Here is a 16,921-nt window from a genome sequence, read left to right as displayed (position 1 = left end):
GGCTGCGGGACCACAATCGCTGCCATGACGCCCACGCCGCTGCCCGAGCTGCCCTCCAGCCACCTGTGCCAGGTGCTGTCACGCTCCAAGGCCCGGCTGCAGCGGCGCGTGCGCCTGAGCGAGGGGGTGGAGCTGGCCGTCTGGGCCAATGTGGACGACGAGGTGCGCTATTGCCAGCCGGGCCACCACACGCTGTCGGTCTACCTGGCCGGCGGCGAGGGCTCGCAGCTCAAGGCGCGGCCCGAGGCCATGGGGGCGCCGGGGCGCATCTGCATCTTCACGCCAGAGGACGAATCGCACTGGCTGGTGCGCTCGCCCGTGCAGTTCCTGCACCTGTATGTGTCCGACCTGGCCTGGGCAGGGCGCGTGGTCCGCATGCTGGATGCCGAGCCCCGCTCGCGCACCTTGCGTGCGCAGATCTACGGGGACGATCAGGCCTTCCACGCCGGTGCCCGTGCGCTGATGCAGCTGGACTGGCAGGACCCGCAGCAGCAACTGGCGGCCGATGCCATCGGCCAGCAGCTGGTGGACCGGCTGGTGCTGCAGTCCGCCACGCCGCGCCAGCTGCAGGCGCTGCAGCGGCCGCTGGGCGGGCTTTCTGCGGCCATGCGGCGCAGGGTGCTGGCCCATGTCGAGGCGCATCTGCATGACTCCAAGGCCGTGTCGCTGCCGGCACTGGCGAGACAGGCCTGCCTCTCCGAATTCCATTTCGCACGCATGTTCCGCCAGAGCATGGGCTGCACGGTGCACGAATGGGTGCTGCAGCAGCGCCTGGCCCGGGCACGGCGCGCCCTGGCTGCGCGCAACGTGCCGCCGCTGGCCGAGGTGGCGCTGGATTGCGGTTTTTCCAGCGCCAGCCACCTGGTGCGCAGCTTCCGGGCGCATTTGGGCGTTACGCCTACGCAGTTCTCGATCTTTCAGCGCAATGCTTGAGAAGGATGGCCGGCCTCACCGGCCTTGATCTGGCGCAAGCTTGTGTCCTTGCAGGCCGGGCATGGCTTGAAATTCGCCCTGCCGGTATCAGATAAATCGCAATGACCCTGTTTCAGGAGCGAAAAGAAACACCATGCGAATCGACAAACTGACAACCAAGTTCCAGGAAGCCCTGGCCGACGCGCAAACGCTGGCCCTGGGCGGTGACCAATCCAATATCGAACCCCTGCACCTGCTCGTGGCGCTGCTGCGCCAGGACGATGGTCCGCGCTCGCTCTTGCAGCGTGCCGGCGCCAACGTGGGCCAGCTGCAGGCCGCGGCCGAGAAGGCCCTGGCGGATCTGCCGCGCGTGCAGCACCAGGACCAGGTGCAGGTCGGCTCCGAGCTGGGCCGGCTGCTGCAGGCGACCGAGAAGGAAGCCCTCAAGCGTGGCGACCAGTTCATTGCCAGCGAGCTGTTCCTGCTGGCGTTGACCGACAGCAGCGGCTCGTCCACGCGCGCAGGCCAACTGCTCAAGGAAAGCGGCGTGACGCGCTCCAGCCTGGAGTCGGCCATCAACGCCGTGCGCGGCGGCCAGACCATGGACAGCGCCGAGGGCGAAGGCCAGCGCGAGGCCCTCAAGAAATACACCATGGACCTGACCGAGCGCGCGCGCATCGGCAAGCTCGACCCGGTGATCGGGCGCGACGACGAAATCCGCCGTTCCATCCAGGTGCTGCAGCGCCGCAGCAAGAACAATCCCGTGCTCATCGGCGAGCCCGGCGTGGGCAAGACCGCCATTGTCGAGGGCCTTGCCCAGCGCATCGTGGCCGGCGAGGTGCCCGAAAGCCTCAAGAACAAGCGCGTGCTGTCGCTGGACATGGCGGGCCTGCTGGCCGGCGCCAAATACCGTGGCGACTTCGAGGAACGCCTGAAGTCCGTGCTCAAGGAAGTGGCCCAGGAAGAGGGCCGCATCATCCTGTTCATCGACGAGATCCACACCATGGTCGGCGCCGGTAAGGCCGACGGCGCCATGGACGCGGGCAACATGCTCAAGCCGGCCCTGGCGCGCGGCGAGCTGCACTGCATCGGTGCGACCACGCTCGATGAATACCGCAAGTACATCGAAAAGGATGCGGCACTGGAGCGGCGCTTCCAGAAGGTGCTGGTCGAAGAGCCTTCCGTGGAGGACACCATCGCCATCCTGCGCGGACTGCAGGTGCGCTACGAGGCCCACCATGGCGTGGACATCACCGACCCGGCCATCGTGGCTGCGGCCGAGCTGAGCCACCGCTACATCACCGACCGCTTCCTGCCCGACAAGGCCATCGACCTGATCGACGAGGCTGCGGCCAAGATCAAGATCGAGATCGACTCCAAGCCCGAGGTCATGGACAAGCTCGAGCGCCGCATGATCCAGCTCAAGATCGAGCGCGAGGCCATGAAGAAGGAAAAGGACGAGGCCTCGCAAAAGCGCCTGCAACTGATCGAGGAGGAGCTCGGCAGCCTGGAGCGCGAGTACGCCGACCTGGAAGAGGTCTGGAAGAGCGAGAAGGCCAGCGCCCAGGGCTCCGAGCAGATCCGCAAGGAGATCGACCAGATCCGCATCCAGATCGAGGAGCTCAAGCGCAAGGGCGACTTCAACAAGGTGGCCGAGCTGCAGTACGGCAAGCTGCCTTCGCTGGAAAAGCAGCTCAACGAAGCCCAGGCCAACGAGCAGGGGCAGGGCGGCGCGCCCGCCCACAGGTTGCTGCGCACCCATGTCGGCGCCGAGGAAATTGCCGAAGTGGTCAGCCGTGCCACGGGCATTCCCGTGGCCAAGATGATGCAGGGCGAGAAGGACAAGCTGCTGCGCATGGAAGACCGGCTGCATGACCGCGTCGTCGGGCAGGACGAGGCCATCTCGGCCGTGGCCAATGCCATTCGCCGCTCGCGCTCGGGCCTGTCCGATCCCAACCGGCCCACGGGCTCCTTCCTGTTCCTGGGCCCCACGGGCGTGGGCAAGACCGAACTGTGCAAGGCGCTGGCCGGCTTCCTGTTCGACAGCGAGGACCATCTGGTGCGCATCGACATGAGCGAGTTCATGGAAAAGCATTCCGTGGCCCGCCTGATCGGCGCGCCGCCCGGCTACGTGGGCTACGAGGAAGGCGGCTACCTGACCGAGGCCGTGCGCCGCAAGCCCTACAGCGTGCTGCTGCTCGATGAGGTTGAAAAGGCCCATCCCGACGTGTTCAACGTGCTGCTGCAGGTGCTGGACGATGGCCGCCTGACCGACGGCCAGGGCCGCACCGTGGACTTCAAGAACACGGTCATCGTGATGACGAGCAACATAGGCTCCTTGCTGATCCAGGCCATGGTCGGCGAGGATTACGATGATGTGAAAGATGCGGTCTGGGGGGAACTCAAGAACCATTTCCGACCCGAATTCCTCAACCGCATCGACGAAACCGTGGTCTTCCACGCGCTCGACGCGAAGAATATCGAGTCGATCGCAAGGATTCAGCTCAAGCTGCTGGAGCGTCGTTTGGAGAAAATGGACCTTGCGCTGCAGGTGTCCGACCAGGCACTGGCCGAACTGGCCAAGGTGGGCTTCGATCCCGTTTTCGGGGCCCGGCCGCTCAAGCGCGCGATACAGCAGCGGATCGAGAATCCGCTGTCGAAACTGCTGCTCGAAGGGCGCTTCCCGCCCAAGAGCACGATTGCGGTACATGTGGACCCGGTACAGGAGCCGGGCGTATTCCGGTTCGATGCGGCAGACCCCGCCTGACGCACCGGGCCAGCCAAGAAAGGCTTTGCTTTGAACGATTTTGTCGCCACCCTGACCCGCTGGGCCGTTCGCATCCTGCTGATGCTTGTGGGCCTGGTCTTCTTTGTCAGCCTGCTGACCGCCGCGGCGCTGCTGGCGCTGGTCTGGGCCGTAAGGGCGCTGTGGGCCAGGCTCACCGGCCAGCCGGTGATGCCCTGGGCCATGCGCATGAGCCCGCGGGCGGGCTGGCAGACGGTGTATCGCTCCGGCTCCGAGTGGATGGCTCAGCGCCCGCAGCGCGCCTATGGCGCTGCCGAGGGCGGTGGCCGCCGCGCCGGTGCCGGCGTGCTGCCGGGCGCGGGCGAGGTGACCGACGTTCAGCCCCGTGAAGTGCGCGAGCCCTGAAGCGTCTTGCTGCAGCCTTTACGCGGCCTGCGCATCTTCGCGTCCAGGCCGCGCCTGGTGGCCCGTATAGTCTGAAACCCTCGGGAGCCCGTGCAAGGCTCCCTTTTTTTTCCTGCCGCTGCATGCCAGCATGTGCCGCGACGTATCCGTGAATGCGGCACATGCAAGTGTCTTCTTACCATTGAGCCTATGACCCAGCTGGACCTCCACCGCGTCTTCGACCTTCAGTACCAGGCCAGCCGGGCGCAGGTGGACGTACCCCTGCTGGTACGCCGCGAGCGCCTGCTGCGCATGCAAAAGCTGCTGGACGAACACGGCCCCGTGCTGGCCGCCGCCGTGCAGGCCGATTTCGGCATGCGCTCGCCACGGCTGACCGAGATGGTGGAGCTGTTCGTGCTGCGCAACCTGCTCAAGCACACGCTGCGCCACCTGGCGCGCTGGTCGGGGCGCCAGCGGGTGCGAACGCCGCTGATGCTCATGCCCGGCCGGGGCTGGATAGAGCGCCAGCCGCTGGGCGTGGTGGGGGTGATTTCCCCGTGGAACTATCCGGTGCAACTGGCGCTGGGGCCGGCCATCACGGCCCTGGCGGCGGGCAACCGCGTCATGCTCAAGCCCAGCGAACTCACGCCGCACACCTCGGCCCAGCTGGCGGCGCTGGTGGGGCAGTTTTTCGCGCCCGAGGAATTCGCCGTCATCGAAGGCGATGTGAGCATCGCCACGCAGTTCTCGGGCCTGCACTTCGACCATCTGCTGTTCACCGGCTCGACCGCCGTGGGCCGCCGCGTGGCGCAGGCGGCGGCGGCACACCTGACGCCGACGACGCTGGAGCTCGGCGGCAAGTCGCCCTGCATCATCTCCACCGACTGCGACCTGAAGGAGGCCGCCCTCAAGATCGCACATGGCAAGCTCGTCAACGCGGGCCAGACCTGCATCGCCCCCGACTACGTGCTGCTGCCGCGCGGGCAGGAGGCGGAGTTTGCCGAGGCCTTTCGCACCGCGGCGCGGCGGCTGTTCCCGCGCTTTGCCGGCAATCCGGACTATGCGGCCATCCTCACCAAGCGCCACCTCGCGCGTCTGCGGCAGATGCTGCGCCAGGCCCAGGGCATGGGGGCGCATGTCGAATGGATGGAGGATGGCGGAGCCGGCCAGGAGAGCGCCGACATGGCCTGGGGCGATGCGGTGGAGCGCCAGATGGCGCCGGCCCTGGTCTTCAATGCCACCAGCCAGATGCAGCTCATGCAGGAGGAGATCTTCGGCCCCATCCTGCCCGTGATCAGCTACGACAGGCTGGATGACGTGGTCTCGGCCATCAACGCGGGGCCCAGGCCGCTGGCGCTGTACTGGTTCGGCCGCGATGAGAAAGTGCGTGATGCCGTGCTGTCACGCACCATCAGCGGCGGGGTGACGGTCAACGACACCCTGCTGCACTTCGCCCACGAGAACCTGCCCTTTGGCGGCGTGGGCGACAGCGGCTGGGGGGCCTACCATTCGGAGCAGGGCTTTGCACGGCTGAGCCATCAGAAGGCGGTGTTCGTGCAGTCGCGCTGGTCGGGGGCTTCGATGCTGTATCCGCCCTATGGCGCAAAGTTCGACCGCATCATGGAGTTGATGCGCCGCTGGCTGTGAGCGAGGTGGCGATTTCTCGCCGTTGCCGGGCTTGCCTGCATCGTGAGAAATTGTCAACTGATTCCTTGCCAGGCCTTGTGTCGCGTGCGCCAGCTGCTCTTTTTTGGAGAGCACATAGCACATCCCAATGCCGAGGGCAAGAAAACGAGCACAGCCGTACTTGCGTGCATGGCTAAGAGCCGCAACGCACGCAAAAAGCGCGATTCCTGTGAAAATCACGCCCTTCTATTTTCACCTGTTTTCGTTTCGGTTTTTCCATGTCTAGTATCCAGGTTCGTCCAGCCACTCTCCGCGATGCAAAAGCGATTGCCCAGATCCATACTGCTTCCGCCATGGAGGCTTATCGCGGTCTGGTTCCCGATGACCAGCTCAAGAGCATGTCGTCGGTAGAAAAACGCCAGGCCTATTGGCGCGAAGCCATCGAATTTTGCGAACCCCAGGTTCAGGTCGCCATCGACGGCGACAAGATCGTCGGCTTCGTCGGTTTCGACCGCTCGCGCGATGAGAAGTCGCGCCAGACCACCGGTGAAATTTGGGCCATCTATGCCTCTCCCACGCACTGGAATCAGGGTGTGGGCGTGGCCCTGTGGGACGCCGCACGCGACGGCCTGCTCGAAGAAGGCTGCACCAATGTCACCTCGTGGGTGCCGCTGCGCAATGAACGCGCGCTGCGCTTCCATGAGCTCGCCGGCTTCAAGCGCGAAATGTCCACCGCCAAGACGGCCCAGGTCGGCGCTCTCAAGATCGAGGAAGTGCGGCTCAAGCGCGCACTGAACTGATCGATTCGCCAAACCATCCACCCATCACTCACGGAGCAGCAGGCCTTGTCCTCTTCCCAGAACTGGTCCCTGCTGCAGTGGCAGGAGCACGAGGCCACCCAGGTTGCCCTGTGGCGCGCGGACAGCACCATGACCGCACCGCGCCGCATCGTCATCGCTGATGACAGCCTGGCCGCCGACAGCGCCTACCGCCTGGCCTGCGAAGGCCAGGCCATGCTGTGGCGCGGCGATTTCCAGAATGCCCGGCAGCTGCTGTCGGCCCTGGGCCGCCGCCTCGACAAGCCCGCACGTGAGACTTCCGCCAAGGCGCGCCAGCGCCGCGCCGGCAAGGAAGACGCCAAGCCGGTCTTTCCCCACGCCTTCCACCTGCACCGCCAGGCACTGGCGCAGCGTGCGCGCATCCTGGCCAGCGTGATGATCGAGCTCGATACCCGCTGGCACTGTGCCCTGCGCCGCGCACCGGACTGGAGCGACGCCTGTCGCGAAGCCTGGGGCGAGATTCCCGCCGACCAGGGTGCGCACAGCGTGATCGTTCCCCTGCGTGAACTGCTGGGTGCCCTGGGCGCACATGAGTGGCGCAAGAAGGGCGTGGCCCTGGCCGTGCCGGGCATGCCGGAGTTCAGCATTCACCCGCACTACGGCGTGTTCTCCCCGGTGCGCGGCGAGTACCTGGATCTGGTGGCCCAGGCGCCCCTGCCCGCCGTGGCCCAGCAGGCCGACGCCGCCGTCTGGGATATCGGCACGGGCACGGGCGTGCTTTCCGCTCTCTTGCTGCACCGTGGCGTGCGGCAGGTGGTGGCCACCGACCTGAGCGATCGGGCACTGGCCTGCGCGCAGGACAACCTGCAGCGGCTGGGTCTGGCGCAGCGCGTGGGCCTGCGCAAGGCGGACCTGTTCCCTGAAGGCCGGACCGCCTTGGCGGTCTGCAATCCGCCGTGGCTGCCGGGCAAGGCCAGCTCCCTGCTGGAGCAGGCCGTCTATGACGAAGGCAGCCGCATGCTGCGCGGTTTTGTCGAGGGCCTTGCCGCACATCTGCTGCCGGGCGGCGAAGGCTGGCTGATCCTGTCGGATCTGGCCGAGCACCTGCAGCTGCGCTCGCGCGAGGAACTGCTGGGCTGGATCGATGCCGCAGGCCTGCAGGTCCTGGGCCGCGAGGACATCCGCCCGCGCCATGGAAAGGCTGCGGACTCCACCGACCCGCTGCACGCGGCGCGCGCCGCCGAGCTCACCTCGCTGTGGCGCCTGGCGCCGCGCTGATCGCGCGCGCGTCCACCCTTCGATTCGTCTAGGCGCCCTGTGCCGTCGTTGCCTCCTGGGGCAGCAGATGCCGCAGGCGCTCGCGCAGGGCATCGGCGCGCTCTTCGCCCGCATGTTCCTGCACGGTCTGCAGCAGCTGCAGGGCGGCCGCCTGCAGTGCCTCAAGATCGCGCGCTTCGCGCAGCAGATGGCGCAGCACCTGGGCCTTGTCCTCATGGCGGTTGGCGAACATGCGCTCGCACATATCGAACAGGTACATGCGTGTGCCGGCAAGATTCAGCATGGCAGCGGGGCCGGGCGGGGAGTATTCCTTCGTGGCGGCCGGTGCCATGGAGGGGACTTGGGCCTGAGCCTGGGGCGATGATTCGGCGGCCTGGCCAGCCAGGCGCTGCAGGTGGCCGCTGGCGATCAGTTGCTCGATCAGTTCACCGGCCTGTGCACCCAGGACCTGCTGCAACTGCTCCTGGGTGCGGCCATCGGCCATCAGCAGCACCGAGCGCTCGCGCAGCGGCAGGCTGCGGCGGCCGGGCTGCAGCTCTTCAAGGGCCTTGGCGGTTTTTTGCAGCAGCATGGTGGGGGCAGGGAGTCCGACAAGCCCCGATTGCACGTTACATGAATGACCGTGGCGTGAAGAAGCCGTGACAACTGGTCCGCCCGGTGTTCTGCGGCAAGCGCACAATCGCCTGCCATCGCGTGGGCGGGCGCTGATTTCCAGGTGCTGGCGGCCGATGCCGGTCGCGGGAATATTGTTTGATCTGTAACAGGAAGACGGGGCACAGGCCTCGCGACATAGGTGATGAGACTGTTGCTGGCGCCCATGGAGGGCTTGCTTGATTTCGTGCTGCGCGATGTGCTCACGCGCGTGGGCGGTGCAGACCGCTGTGTCTCGGAGTTCATCCGCGTCACGGGAACGGTGCTGCCCGACAAGGTATTCCTGCGCACCATGCCGGAGCTCAACAATGGCAGCCGGACGCTGGCCGGTGTGCCCGTGCGCGCGCAGCTGCTGGGTTCGGACCCGGACAGCATGGCGGTCAATGCGGCCAATCTGGCGCGCCTGGGTCCGGAGGGCATCGATCTGAACTTCGGCTGCCCCGCCAAGGTGGTCAACCGCCATGGCGGCGGTGCTGCGCTGCTGCAGGACCCAGGGCAGATCGCGCGCGTGGTGGGTGCCGTGCGTGCAGCCGTCCCGGCGGCCATGCCTGTGTCGGCCAAGATGCGCCTGGGCTTCAACGACACTGCCCTGATGACCGAATGCGCCCAGGCCATGCAGGCCGGTGGCGCCTGCGAAATCGTCGTCCACGCCCGCACCAAGCTTGACGGCTACCGTCCGCCTGCCTACTGGGACATGATCCCGCGCATCCGCGAGTCCGTGTCCGTGCCCGTGGTGGCCAATGGCGAGATCTGGACGGTGGAGGATGCGCTGCGCTGCCGCGAGCAATCGGGCTGTGGCGATCTGATGCTGGGCCGGGGGATCGTTGCCGACCCAGGGCTGGCGCTGGCCATTCGCTCTGCCGTGGAAGGCGGGCCGGCACCAGCGGAACAGGTTGCGGCACAGGTGTTCTGGAGCGATCTGGTGCCGCAGGTCCAGCGTTTCTGGGACATGGTCTGCGAGGACCTGGAGCCGCGCCAGCGCGCAGGCCGCCTCAAGCAATGGCTGAACCTGCTGCGCCGCCGCTTTCCCGAAGCCGAGCAGGCCTACCAGGAAGTGCGCACGCAGACTGACCAGCGCGAGATCACGCTGTGGGTTCAGGCGCTGGCGCGGCGCCAGGAGTGGGCCGGGCTATAGCGCAAGCGCCCGGCTACAGCAGATGGTCGGGCGCCAGCGGGCCAATGAGCTTGAGCATCAGGCGCAGGCCCCAGCTGGCGTCGGGCTCGCTGTGCTCGTCACCGCGCTCGCTGTCTTCCGAGGCCCGCCATACCAGCTCGCCATCCTTGTCGATCTCGACACGCCAGCTGCCATCCTGCAGGCCCTCGTCGATGCTTTGCGTGGCCAGGCGGCCGAACTCGCGGCTGGCGATGAGCAGGGCAATCTCGGTGTTCTGCAACTGGGAGCGCAGATCCAGGTTCATCGAGCCGACTGCCACCAGATGCCCATCCACCACCAGCAGCTTGGAGTGCAGCATTGCACGCGAGGCGCCTGTCGAGCCGGAAGGGCCGCCACCGCCCGTGCTGCCAGCGCCGAACGCAGAGCGGACACTGGCCGCCGTGCTGCGCATCTCGTAGAGTTCAACGCCCATCTCCAGCAACGCCTTGCGGTGGCGCGCATAGCCGGCATGGGCCAAAGGTGCATCGTTGGAGGCCAGCGAATTGGTCAGAATCCGCACGCGCACTCCGCGTTGCCGTGCGCCTCGAAACGCCTCCATCATGTCCGGACCCGGCACGAAGTAAGGCGACACTACCAGCAGATCGCGCCGGGTCTTGCGCACCAGGGCCAGCAGGCCATCGACCACCGAATCGGCCTCCAGCACCGGACGCGCCGCCTGGCGCAGGGCGCCAGCCGGCTGGCCCATGGGCAGCGTGCCGGCAGGCCTGGCCTGCTGGCCGTTCGGTGCGGGGCCGGCCTGGGCGGACGCATCCGCGCCAGCGCTTGTGCCGGGGCCCGGGCCGTCATCCCTGTCCAGCGGAATTTTGGCGGGCTCATCCACCAGCACGGCGGCCGATGCCCAGGTCCAGCGAGCCTTGCGCAAATCCATGGGCTGCTGGTCCCAGATGATCCGGCGCTGTTCAGCCGTCTGATCATCTGCCTTTGCCTCCTTCGGGGGAACGGCAGGCGTGGGGTCGTCCTCCTGCGCCTGGTCATCATCGCCCGCAAAGCGCTCACGCAACTGCTTGAGCTCCTTGAGGCTGATCAGCGACTGGACGGGATAGGCGCGCTGGTTGTTCCAGTAGCTGTCGAAGCTGCGTGACAGGTCGTTGACCACCGGCCCCGCCGCCAGCACGTCGAGGTCCACGAAATTGCTGGCGCTGTCTGCATCGAAATAGGCATCGCCCAGATTGCGCCCCCCGATCACGCCCATGGCGTTGTCGGCGATGAACAGCTTGTTGTGCATGCGCTGCTGGGCCCGCTGGAAATCCGTCAGCAGCGTATAGGCCCGCCCCAGAGCCGAGCTGCGCGCGCCCGCCAGAGGGTTGAACATGCGCATCTCGATGCCCGGCACAAAGGCCAGGCGCATGACCTGCGCATTCGCGCCCGTGCTGTGGAAATCGTCGAGCAGCACCCGCACCCGCACACCACGCCGTGCCGCCTCGACCACGCCGCGCAGCAGGCGCTGCGTGCTCTCGTCGGCATGGATGGCGTAGTACTGCAGGTCCAGTGTCTGCTGCGCTCCCTCGACCAAGGCCAGCCGGGCGCCATAGGCGGCCTGGGCTCCGGACAGGAGGGTGAAGGCGGAGGTTTGAGGTCGGGTGGCGCCGGGTGGCTTTCCCTGCATGAGCAAGGTGCCCAGCGATGTGTTTTGAGGCTCTGCGAAGGCGGTGGATACAGGCCTGTGCAGCTGTGTGGGCAAGCTGGGTGCACAGCCTGACAGGGCGACCACAAGAGGCAGCAGCCATGCAGTTTTTCGCTGAATGGCATAAGTCTCTCCGGCACGGAATAGACAACGGATGGCAGGGTACATAGGTGTGGGGGCAATGCAGCACCTACGGTATAGCCTCAGTGCGGCGCGGCTGCTGTCGGACATGACCGGGCAAGTACCTTGCGCTGAGACTCTAAACGGTCAGTCCGTGGCGTTCGCTGTGCAACCTTGGTCCGTGGAAGGGCGGCAGGCACGTACTCTGCCGGTCAGCGCAATGATGACTCTGCGCGTTTCCGCGGCAGCGGCAGCGGACGTCACGTCGTTGCGCTTGATGGTCACCACGGCATTGGCATCTCCGTCGCCCGCTTTGCTGCGGGCATAGCCAGAGTTGCCGAAGCCTACATAGGGCGTGTCTGCCCCCGCATTGTTGGTGCCCGCTATCTCGATGTAGGACGGTGGTGCTGGCTCGGCCAGAACAGTGATGTCGGTGCCTTCGTCAAAGCTGCCATTGCTGTTCATATCCACGAAGACCCGCCAGCCCTTGCTCCAAGATGCATCGCTGGCCGGAATGATGTAGGCGTTGCGACCGGTTTTCATCGCCTCGCTGCGCGCGGTATTTGTAGCGGCCACCAACTTGTTGGTGAATGACGTGAGTTCCGAATTGCGCAGGAAACCGACGAAACTGGGCGCCGCCAGGGTGGCCAGAATTACCAGGATGGACAACGTCACCATGAGTTCGATCAGGGTGAAGCCGCGTGCGGTTGAAGGCTTGGTGCAGGTCATGGCCAGCACAGCCGAAAGTTGCTGGATGACGCCGTGCCCGTGCAGGTTTTGGTCCCCGAACTGGTGATTTCAAGGTTGGCAACAGCGGGGTCCGAGCGGATGGGCGTGGCCACCAGTTTGACGCAACTTGCAATGGACAGTGTCGCATTGCTCGCACCCGGGCAGACGGTGGCGGACAGCATGTAGCTCGCATTCGCCAAGGTTTCGCCCGCGAAGTTCTTGAACGGAACGCTGGAGGCGGTGACGCCGCCGCAGGCTGTGTTCGGGCTAGGCGCCGATGCGCTGGCGACGCCATTGCTGTTGCTGAATCCCAGATAGCAGTTGTTCTGGGTCATGTAGCGTTCCTGCTGTTGAAGCAGTTCTGCCAGCGCGGCCCGCGCCTGGGCACGGCGCCCCTTGAGGATCGAGTCCTTGTAGGCTGGATAGGCAATGGCGGCTAGCACTCCGATCACAGCGACGACGATCATCAACTCGATCAGGGTAAAACCACGGAGTTTGCGCATGGAGGATTTCATGGCTAATTGTTCTTCATTTCCTGGTAGTCGAAGATTTGGCGCCAGCTGAGGCGGCCCACAACCTGCTTGATTTCGGTCTTCTGCCCCTGTGTCACTCCTCCCTGACCCGTGTTCATGGACCGCGTGGGAGTGGTGCGTATGCGTCTACCCGTGCTGTCGCTGATGGTCACGGTGATATCTTCCTTTTTGACGATGCCGATAGCTGGTCCCAGCACGCCCACGGTGGACGGCGTGTAGTTGGCTGCTCCATTTCCAATATTGAGCACGTAGGCATTGCCGCTTCCCTGGCTATTGTTGCAACTGCCTGCGGCGGCATTCGCCGACCCCGGAATCAGCGAGTTGAATGCAGCGGACAATGAGCCGAAGGCCGCAATCTTGCTGATGGCTCTCTCTCCGGAGTCGGGCATATCGAAATACCAGCCTGAGCGTACAGAGTTATCTGAGCTTGTGGCAGGCCTTCCCCACTTGAACGCGGAGACACTGACGGCGCGCGTGGTCGTGTTGACCGTGCCCGCAGCCAGACGGCCTCGCCCGCTGATGGCACCCGTCGCCGGCGATGAACTGTCGGCATTGGGCGAGCCGTTGTCAAAAAGTACATAGAAGCTGTTGGTATTCGTGTTGCGTGCGTCTGCCAATTCCAGGTATTTGCCGGTGGCTATGGCGACATAGAAAGTGTCCTTGCCGTTCACCCTGGGACCTGCGAAAAGTCCAGGAGGAGCGGTGATTGGCTGGACCTTCGGGGTGCTGCTGCCGTCGCGCGCTACATACATGGGAATGGCGTTGTTGCCGCTCTTGAAGTAGGAGAGGTTGTTGATGCTCCAGTTATTGGGCGTGACATCGCCAAAGGTCAACTTCCACACATTGCCATGCAGATCGCCCGCAAAAATGTCAGTGACCTCGCCATTGGCTCCATAAAGCGGTGAGAAGTTGGCCAGTCCCGTGGCCTGGGTTGCGGTCAATGAAGAGTCGGCAGGCAAGGTGATCTTGTAGTAGTTCGTGCCCTGTGCCCAGGCCGAACCGACCGCCTTGTCCAGGGCCAGCAGAAATATCGCGGGGTTGCCGGTGGAGCTGTAGGGGCCGTCCGTGGTTTCGGGCGCATAGTTGTTGACGCCGCTGGCTACTGCTGCGAACCAGCGGTAGGTGGCTGCAGTGCCTGTGGCGGCATCGGCGTTGGTGACCTTGAGCTTGATCAGGTAGGGCTGGCCAATGACCTGGCCCAGATCTGCGTCGTCGGCACGTGTGAATTCCCACATCACATTGCTGGCTGCGAAACTGGAGGGATTGCTGACATCCAGTGCAAAGACACCTGACCCGCCAGCGCCTGTGCCGCCGACGAGGACGGTCTTCCAGTCGGAGGCCTCTCCTGCGAAAGCGACCTGAGCTTCGCCCACTTCCAGTGGAGCGTCGACATAGCTTTGGTGGTTGTTGGCAAAGCTGGGGTCCGTCAGTGCGGGAAGCTTGGGACCCATCCAACTGGGAACATAGGCGAACAACTCGTCACCGTTGGTGGCATTGAAGGCATGAAGCATGCCGTCGTTGGCACCCGCAAAAACTGCAGCAGTACGGCTGTCATAGCTGGTGCGAAAGGCAGCATAGCCCGTGCCCGAATAATTTTTGGAGGGTGCTCCTGAATAAACCACGTTGGAATTGACAATGTCCCCCAGCAGCGAACTGCGGACGCGGAATGGTGCACCTTCCAGGCTGCGGTCACCACGCAGGTAGTTGAGTCGCAACTCCCCTTTGCTGTCCGCAGTGGCTGTAGGCGTGGATTTATTGAGTTGTTCTTTCAAGGTCGCACCAATGGCTCCCCACGTAAAGGTCGTCGCCGTTGGATTGCTGATGGCGGATCCTGCCCCTACGAAGATTTTGCGATTCGTGGCTGGGGATGTCATAGCCGTGAGGCGCTCGGAAGCGCTCCACGTGGGGGCCGATACGGTCAGCAAATCATTGTTTCCCACGCTGATGGTCTCTGCCACCACATCGCCGCTCCAGTTGCTGGTGTCGAACTTGGCCGAATACGACACGGCACCGCTGGTGCTGGTGACGGTGTTGGAAGGAATGGCGGGTGCCGAAATACTCCGGGCCGAGGTGGCGGCACGGCTGAAGATTTCCTCGAAAGCAGATAACACGCCGCGTGCATTGCTTTGCAGGTAGTAAGTCGAAGCTTCTCCGGGAGTCGTCTGTTTCTGCCAGACATTGTTGTCGTTCGTTGCGTCCTGCTTCTTGAAAGGATTGCCCCAGGTGTTATAGGGCTTGGTGCCAGTGTTGGCTGCATCACTCTCGAAGCCGCCGTACTTGGCAGCCATGAAGAATTGATTGGCATAGCGGCGGGTATTTTCTGAATTCTGCGTGCCGTTTTCATTGACGTCAAAGACGTAGGTTTTCACGCGAAGACCCGGCCGGCGTTTGTCTCCCTGGTTGATTGTCCAGTCCGCTCCCCGAATATCGTGGGTATGAGCCCAATAGGCATAACCCATGATCTGGCTGGTTTGCGAGCTGCTGGGAACGCTGTTGTTGGCACCGTTGGGATTTCCCGTGGTCCTGGTGACGTTTTGACCATCCTTGTAACTGACAGCCTGGTTTTTCTCGAAGGACTGTACATAGCCATGCCAGGTACGGAAATTGGGGACATTGGCCGCCTTGTTGTCCGTGGTATCGATATTTCGCCAATTGCCATCGTGGGTGTTGACGTCGCCTATGACCACGATATTGCTCTTCAGGCAAGAATATTCGGCTGTGTCACTGCGGCCGTCGCCGTAGGGGTCTGTCCAGCTTGTGTAGACAGGGTAGCCATCCTTCAGGTTGTCTGTGAGGCCGCTGATGGCATCCTGAGTCGGTTGCAGGCCTTGCAGGTAGCGCAGGCTCTGGTAGTACAGCTCTCCTACCGGGTCATACCTCTTGTAGCGTCCCTGAACGGGGCCTGTGCGACCGAATTTATTGAGGTAGTTGATGACCCCGCTGATCTGCATCGGGTCATCTTCCGGGTTGGCATTGAATACACCGGTGCTGGAATTCCATTCCGCCTTGGCATTTCCCGATGTGGGCGTGTTGTCCTGGCCATTGATGTTGAAAGTCTTGGTGCCCACATACTTCATGGGCGCGCGCAACACACCACCGTAGCGGCCATTGTTGTAGCTTTGCGTCTGGTCCATCAGATAGCCGAACGCCGCCAGCCGCATCTGGTCGCTGTACTTCTGGATGGCGCCCGTGGGCTTGAAATTGCCGTTCGGATATTGACGGCATAGTCCGTAGTCGCGGTTGTCCAGCAAGGTGCCGCCGCTGCTGTTGCAGACCTGCACACGCGAATAGAAAAATCCATCGCTATTGAGTCCAGTGGCGTTCGATGGCTGCCATGAGCCGGTATAGGCCACCAGGTAGCAGGCCTTGCTTGCACCCGACAGTGGATCGCCAAACACAGTGTTGGTACAGGCTGTAGTCCCGGAGAGGGGGGCTCGTTTCCAGGAGTTCTGTGCACCGTACCAGATCTCCTGTATGCCGGTGGAGGTGCAGCTGGCGTTCTCTGCAGCACACAGGCTTGCTCCCGAAGGAAGTCTGTTCGATGTGGTGATGGGGCCCAGCGCAGACTGTCTGGCACCAAGGGTGTATGCCCCTGTATTGCTGCAGCTACCCGTCTTGCTGGTGCCGAAGTAAATGCGATTGAGGGTGTTGGCAACCCATATATCGCTGCCATTGGCCTGTGTAACCATGGCCTGGGGAACGGCGCCGGAGTAGTCATTGGCTACACCGCTGCTTCGGCTGAGTTGTTTGGCGGGAAAGTTTCCGCTGTTCCACATGCAAACGGGATCGCCGTTGGGCAACACCGCACGCTGCAGCACGGTCAGGCTGGGAGTATCGATGTAGCGGTCGCCTCCTGATAGCGACAGGCGCAGCATGTCGATTGCGGAGCTGCTGGCCCAGTTGAGAAAGTTGCCGCTGAATCCGTCAGAGCACTTGCGCGAAGTGGCTGCCCCGGTGCGGTCAAAGCGCTTGTAGTCGGCCGCTGTCATCCCGGATGGAACGGTTTCCGTGGGCGCGTCGTTGTAGGCGTAGCAGCTTTCTGCGTCGTAGTAGCCAAGATACTCCGTTGCCGTGCTGTAGGTGTTGTCGGTGGAGGATGCGGTCACATACTGCGCACCCACCGTGGGGTACTCCACCGACAGGGCCAGCGCAATTGTCGGCTTGTCCACGGTGACGGCTGCATACAGCGGTTCCTGGGCCAGTGGAATCGCCGGGATGGAGGGTGGCGTGCCCGTGCCCGTGGCAAGGAACGACGCCGCGATAGCCAAGGGCGCACATATCCATGCCAGCCGGGATCGGTGTGTTTTGGGCAGCAGGATGTTCAGCCTGCGCAGGGTCGGGATGAAGACATTGGGCATTCTTGGA

Annotated in this window: 12 protein-coding genes; 7 read left to right on the top strand and 5 right to left on the bottom strand. The window is 64.1% G+C overall.

The window, feature by feature from the left end; all coding sequences use genetic code 11:
- The first annotated feature begins 24 nt into the window (after positions 1 to 24).
- From A9976_RS15940 to A9976_RS15915, 6 genes are all read left to right on the top strand, one after another.
- Positions 25 to 933: an AraC family transcriptional regulator gene (locus A9976_RS15940; RefSeq protein ID WP_183019811.1), complete on the top strand. Its 909-nt coding sequence runs from the start codon at positions 25 to 27 to the stop codon at positions 931 to 933.
- A gap of 133 nt (positions 934 to 1,066) precedes the next feature.
- Positions 1,067 to 3,679 carry an ATP-dependent chaperone ClpB gene (clpB, locus tag A9976_RS15935; RefSeq protein ID WP_034396613.1) on the top strand — a complete coding sequence of 871 codons (2,613 nt, stop codon included), beginning with the start codon at positions 1,067 to 1,069 and terminating at the stop codon, positions 3,677 to 3,679.
- A 30-nt stretch (positions 3,680 to 3,709) separates the two neighbouring features.
- The gene (locus A9976_RS15930; protein ID WP_012207005.1) at positions 3,710 to 4,063 is read left to right on the top strand and encodes a hypothetical protein; all 354 of its coding nucleotides are present in this window, start codon (positions 3,710 to 3,712) and stop codon (positions 4,061 to 4,063) included.
- A gap of 189 nt (positions 4,064 to 4,252) precedes the next feature.
- Complete coding sequence (locus tag A9976_RS15925; protein ID WP_183019810.1) at positions 4,253 to 5,689, top strand: coniferyl aldehyde dehydrogenase; 1,437 nt, start codon at positions 4,253 to 4,255, stop codon at positions 5,687 to 5,689.
- Between the two features lie 257 nt (positions 5,690 to 5,946).
- The gene (locus A9976_RS15920; RefSeq protein ID WP_013801040.1) at positions 5,947 to 6,468 is read left to right on the top strand and encodes a GNAT family N-acetyltransferase; all 522 of its coding nucleotides are present in this window, start codon (positions 5,947 to 5,949) and stop codon (positions 6,466 to 6,468) included.
- Between the two features lie 45 nt (positions 6,469 to 6,513).
- Positions 6,514 to 7,725: a class I SAM-dependent methyltransferase gene (locus A9976_RS15915; RefSeq protein ID WP_183019809.1), complete on the top strand. Its 1,212-nt coding sequence runs from the start codon at positions 6,514 to 6,516 to the stop codon at positions 7,723 to 7,725.
- 28 nt (positions 7,726 to 7,753) lie between these two features.
- Here A9976_RS15915 and A9976_RS15910 read toward each other — a convergent pair whose 3' ends face one another.
- Positions 7,754 to 8,296 carry a hypothetical protein gene (locus tag A9976_RS15910; RefSeq protein WP_183019808.1) on the bottom strand — a complete coding sequence of 181 codons (543 nt, stop codon included), beginning with the start codon at positions 8,294 to 8,296 and terminating at the stop codon, positions 7,754 to 7,756.
- A gap of 225 nt (positions 8,297 to 8,521) precedes the next feature.
- Between A9976_RS15910 and A9976_RS15905 the strand changes: the two genes are divergently transcribed.
- Positions 8,522 to 9,511 carry a tRNA-dihydrouridine synthase gene (locus tag A9976_RS15905; protein WP_183019807.1) on the top strand — a complete coding sequence of 330 codons (990 nt, stop codon included), beginning with the start codon at positions 8,522 to 8,524 and terminating at the stop codon, positions 9,509 to 9,511.
- A gap of 13 nt (positions 9,512 to 9,524) precedes the next feature.
- Here the strand turns inward: A9976_RS15905 and A9976_RS15900 are convergent, their stop codons facing one another.
- The 4 genes from A9976_RS15900 to A9976_RS15885 all read right to left on the bottom strand — a co-directional run bounded on the left by A9976_RS15900 (position 9,525) and on the right by A9976_RS15885 (position 16,914).
- Positions 9,525 to 11,156, bottom strand: a complete 1,632-nt coding sequence (locus A9976_RS15900; protein ID WP_232245735.1) for a phospholipase D family protein — start codon at positions 11,154 to 11,156, stop codon at positions 9,525 to 9,527.
- A gap of 285 nt (positions 11,157 to 11,441) precedes the next feature.
- Entirely contained in the window at positions 11,442 to 12,023 is a 582-nt protein-coding gene (locus A9976_RS15895; RefSeq protein ID WP_183019805.1) for a GspH/FimT family pseudopilin, read from the bottom strand.
- Complete coding sequence (locus A9976_RS15890) at positions 12,020 to 12,538, bottom strand: type IV pilin protein (protein WP_269670914.1); 519 nt, start codon at positions 12,536 to 12,538, stop codon at positions 12,020 to 12,022. Before A9976_RS15890 ends, A9976_RS15895 begins: the two co-directional genes overlap by 4 nt.
- Before the next feature lie 2 nt (positions 12,539 to 12,540).
- Complete coding sequence (locus A9976_RS15885) at positions 12,541 to 16,914, bottom strand: pilus assembly protein (RefSeq protein ID WP_183019804.1); 4,374 nt, start codon at positions 16,912 to 16,914, stop codon at positions 12,541 to 12,543.
- Positions 16,915 to 16,921: the final 7 nt, after the last annotated feature.

The organism is Delftia sp. UME58 (genome assembly GCF_014170385.1).
Classification (GTDB): domain Bacteria; phylum Pseudomonadota; class Gammaproteobacteria; order Burkholderiales; family Burkholderiaceae_C; genus Comamonas; species Comamonas acidovorans.
Note: the sequence above shows the minus strand (reverse complement) of the source record. Positions and strands in the feature narration are given on the sequence as shown.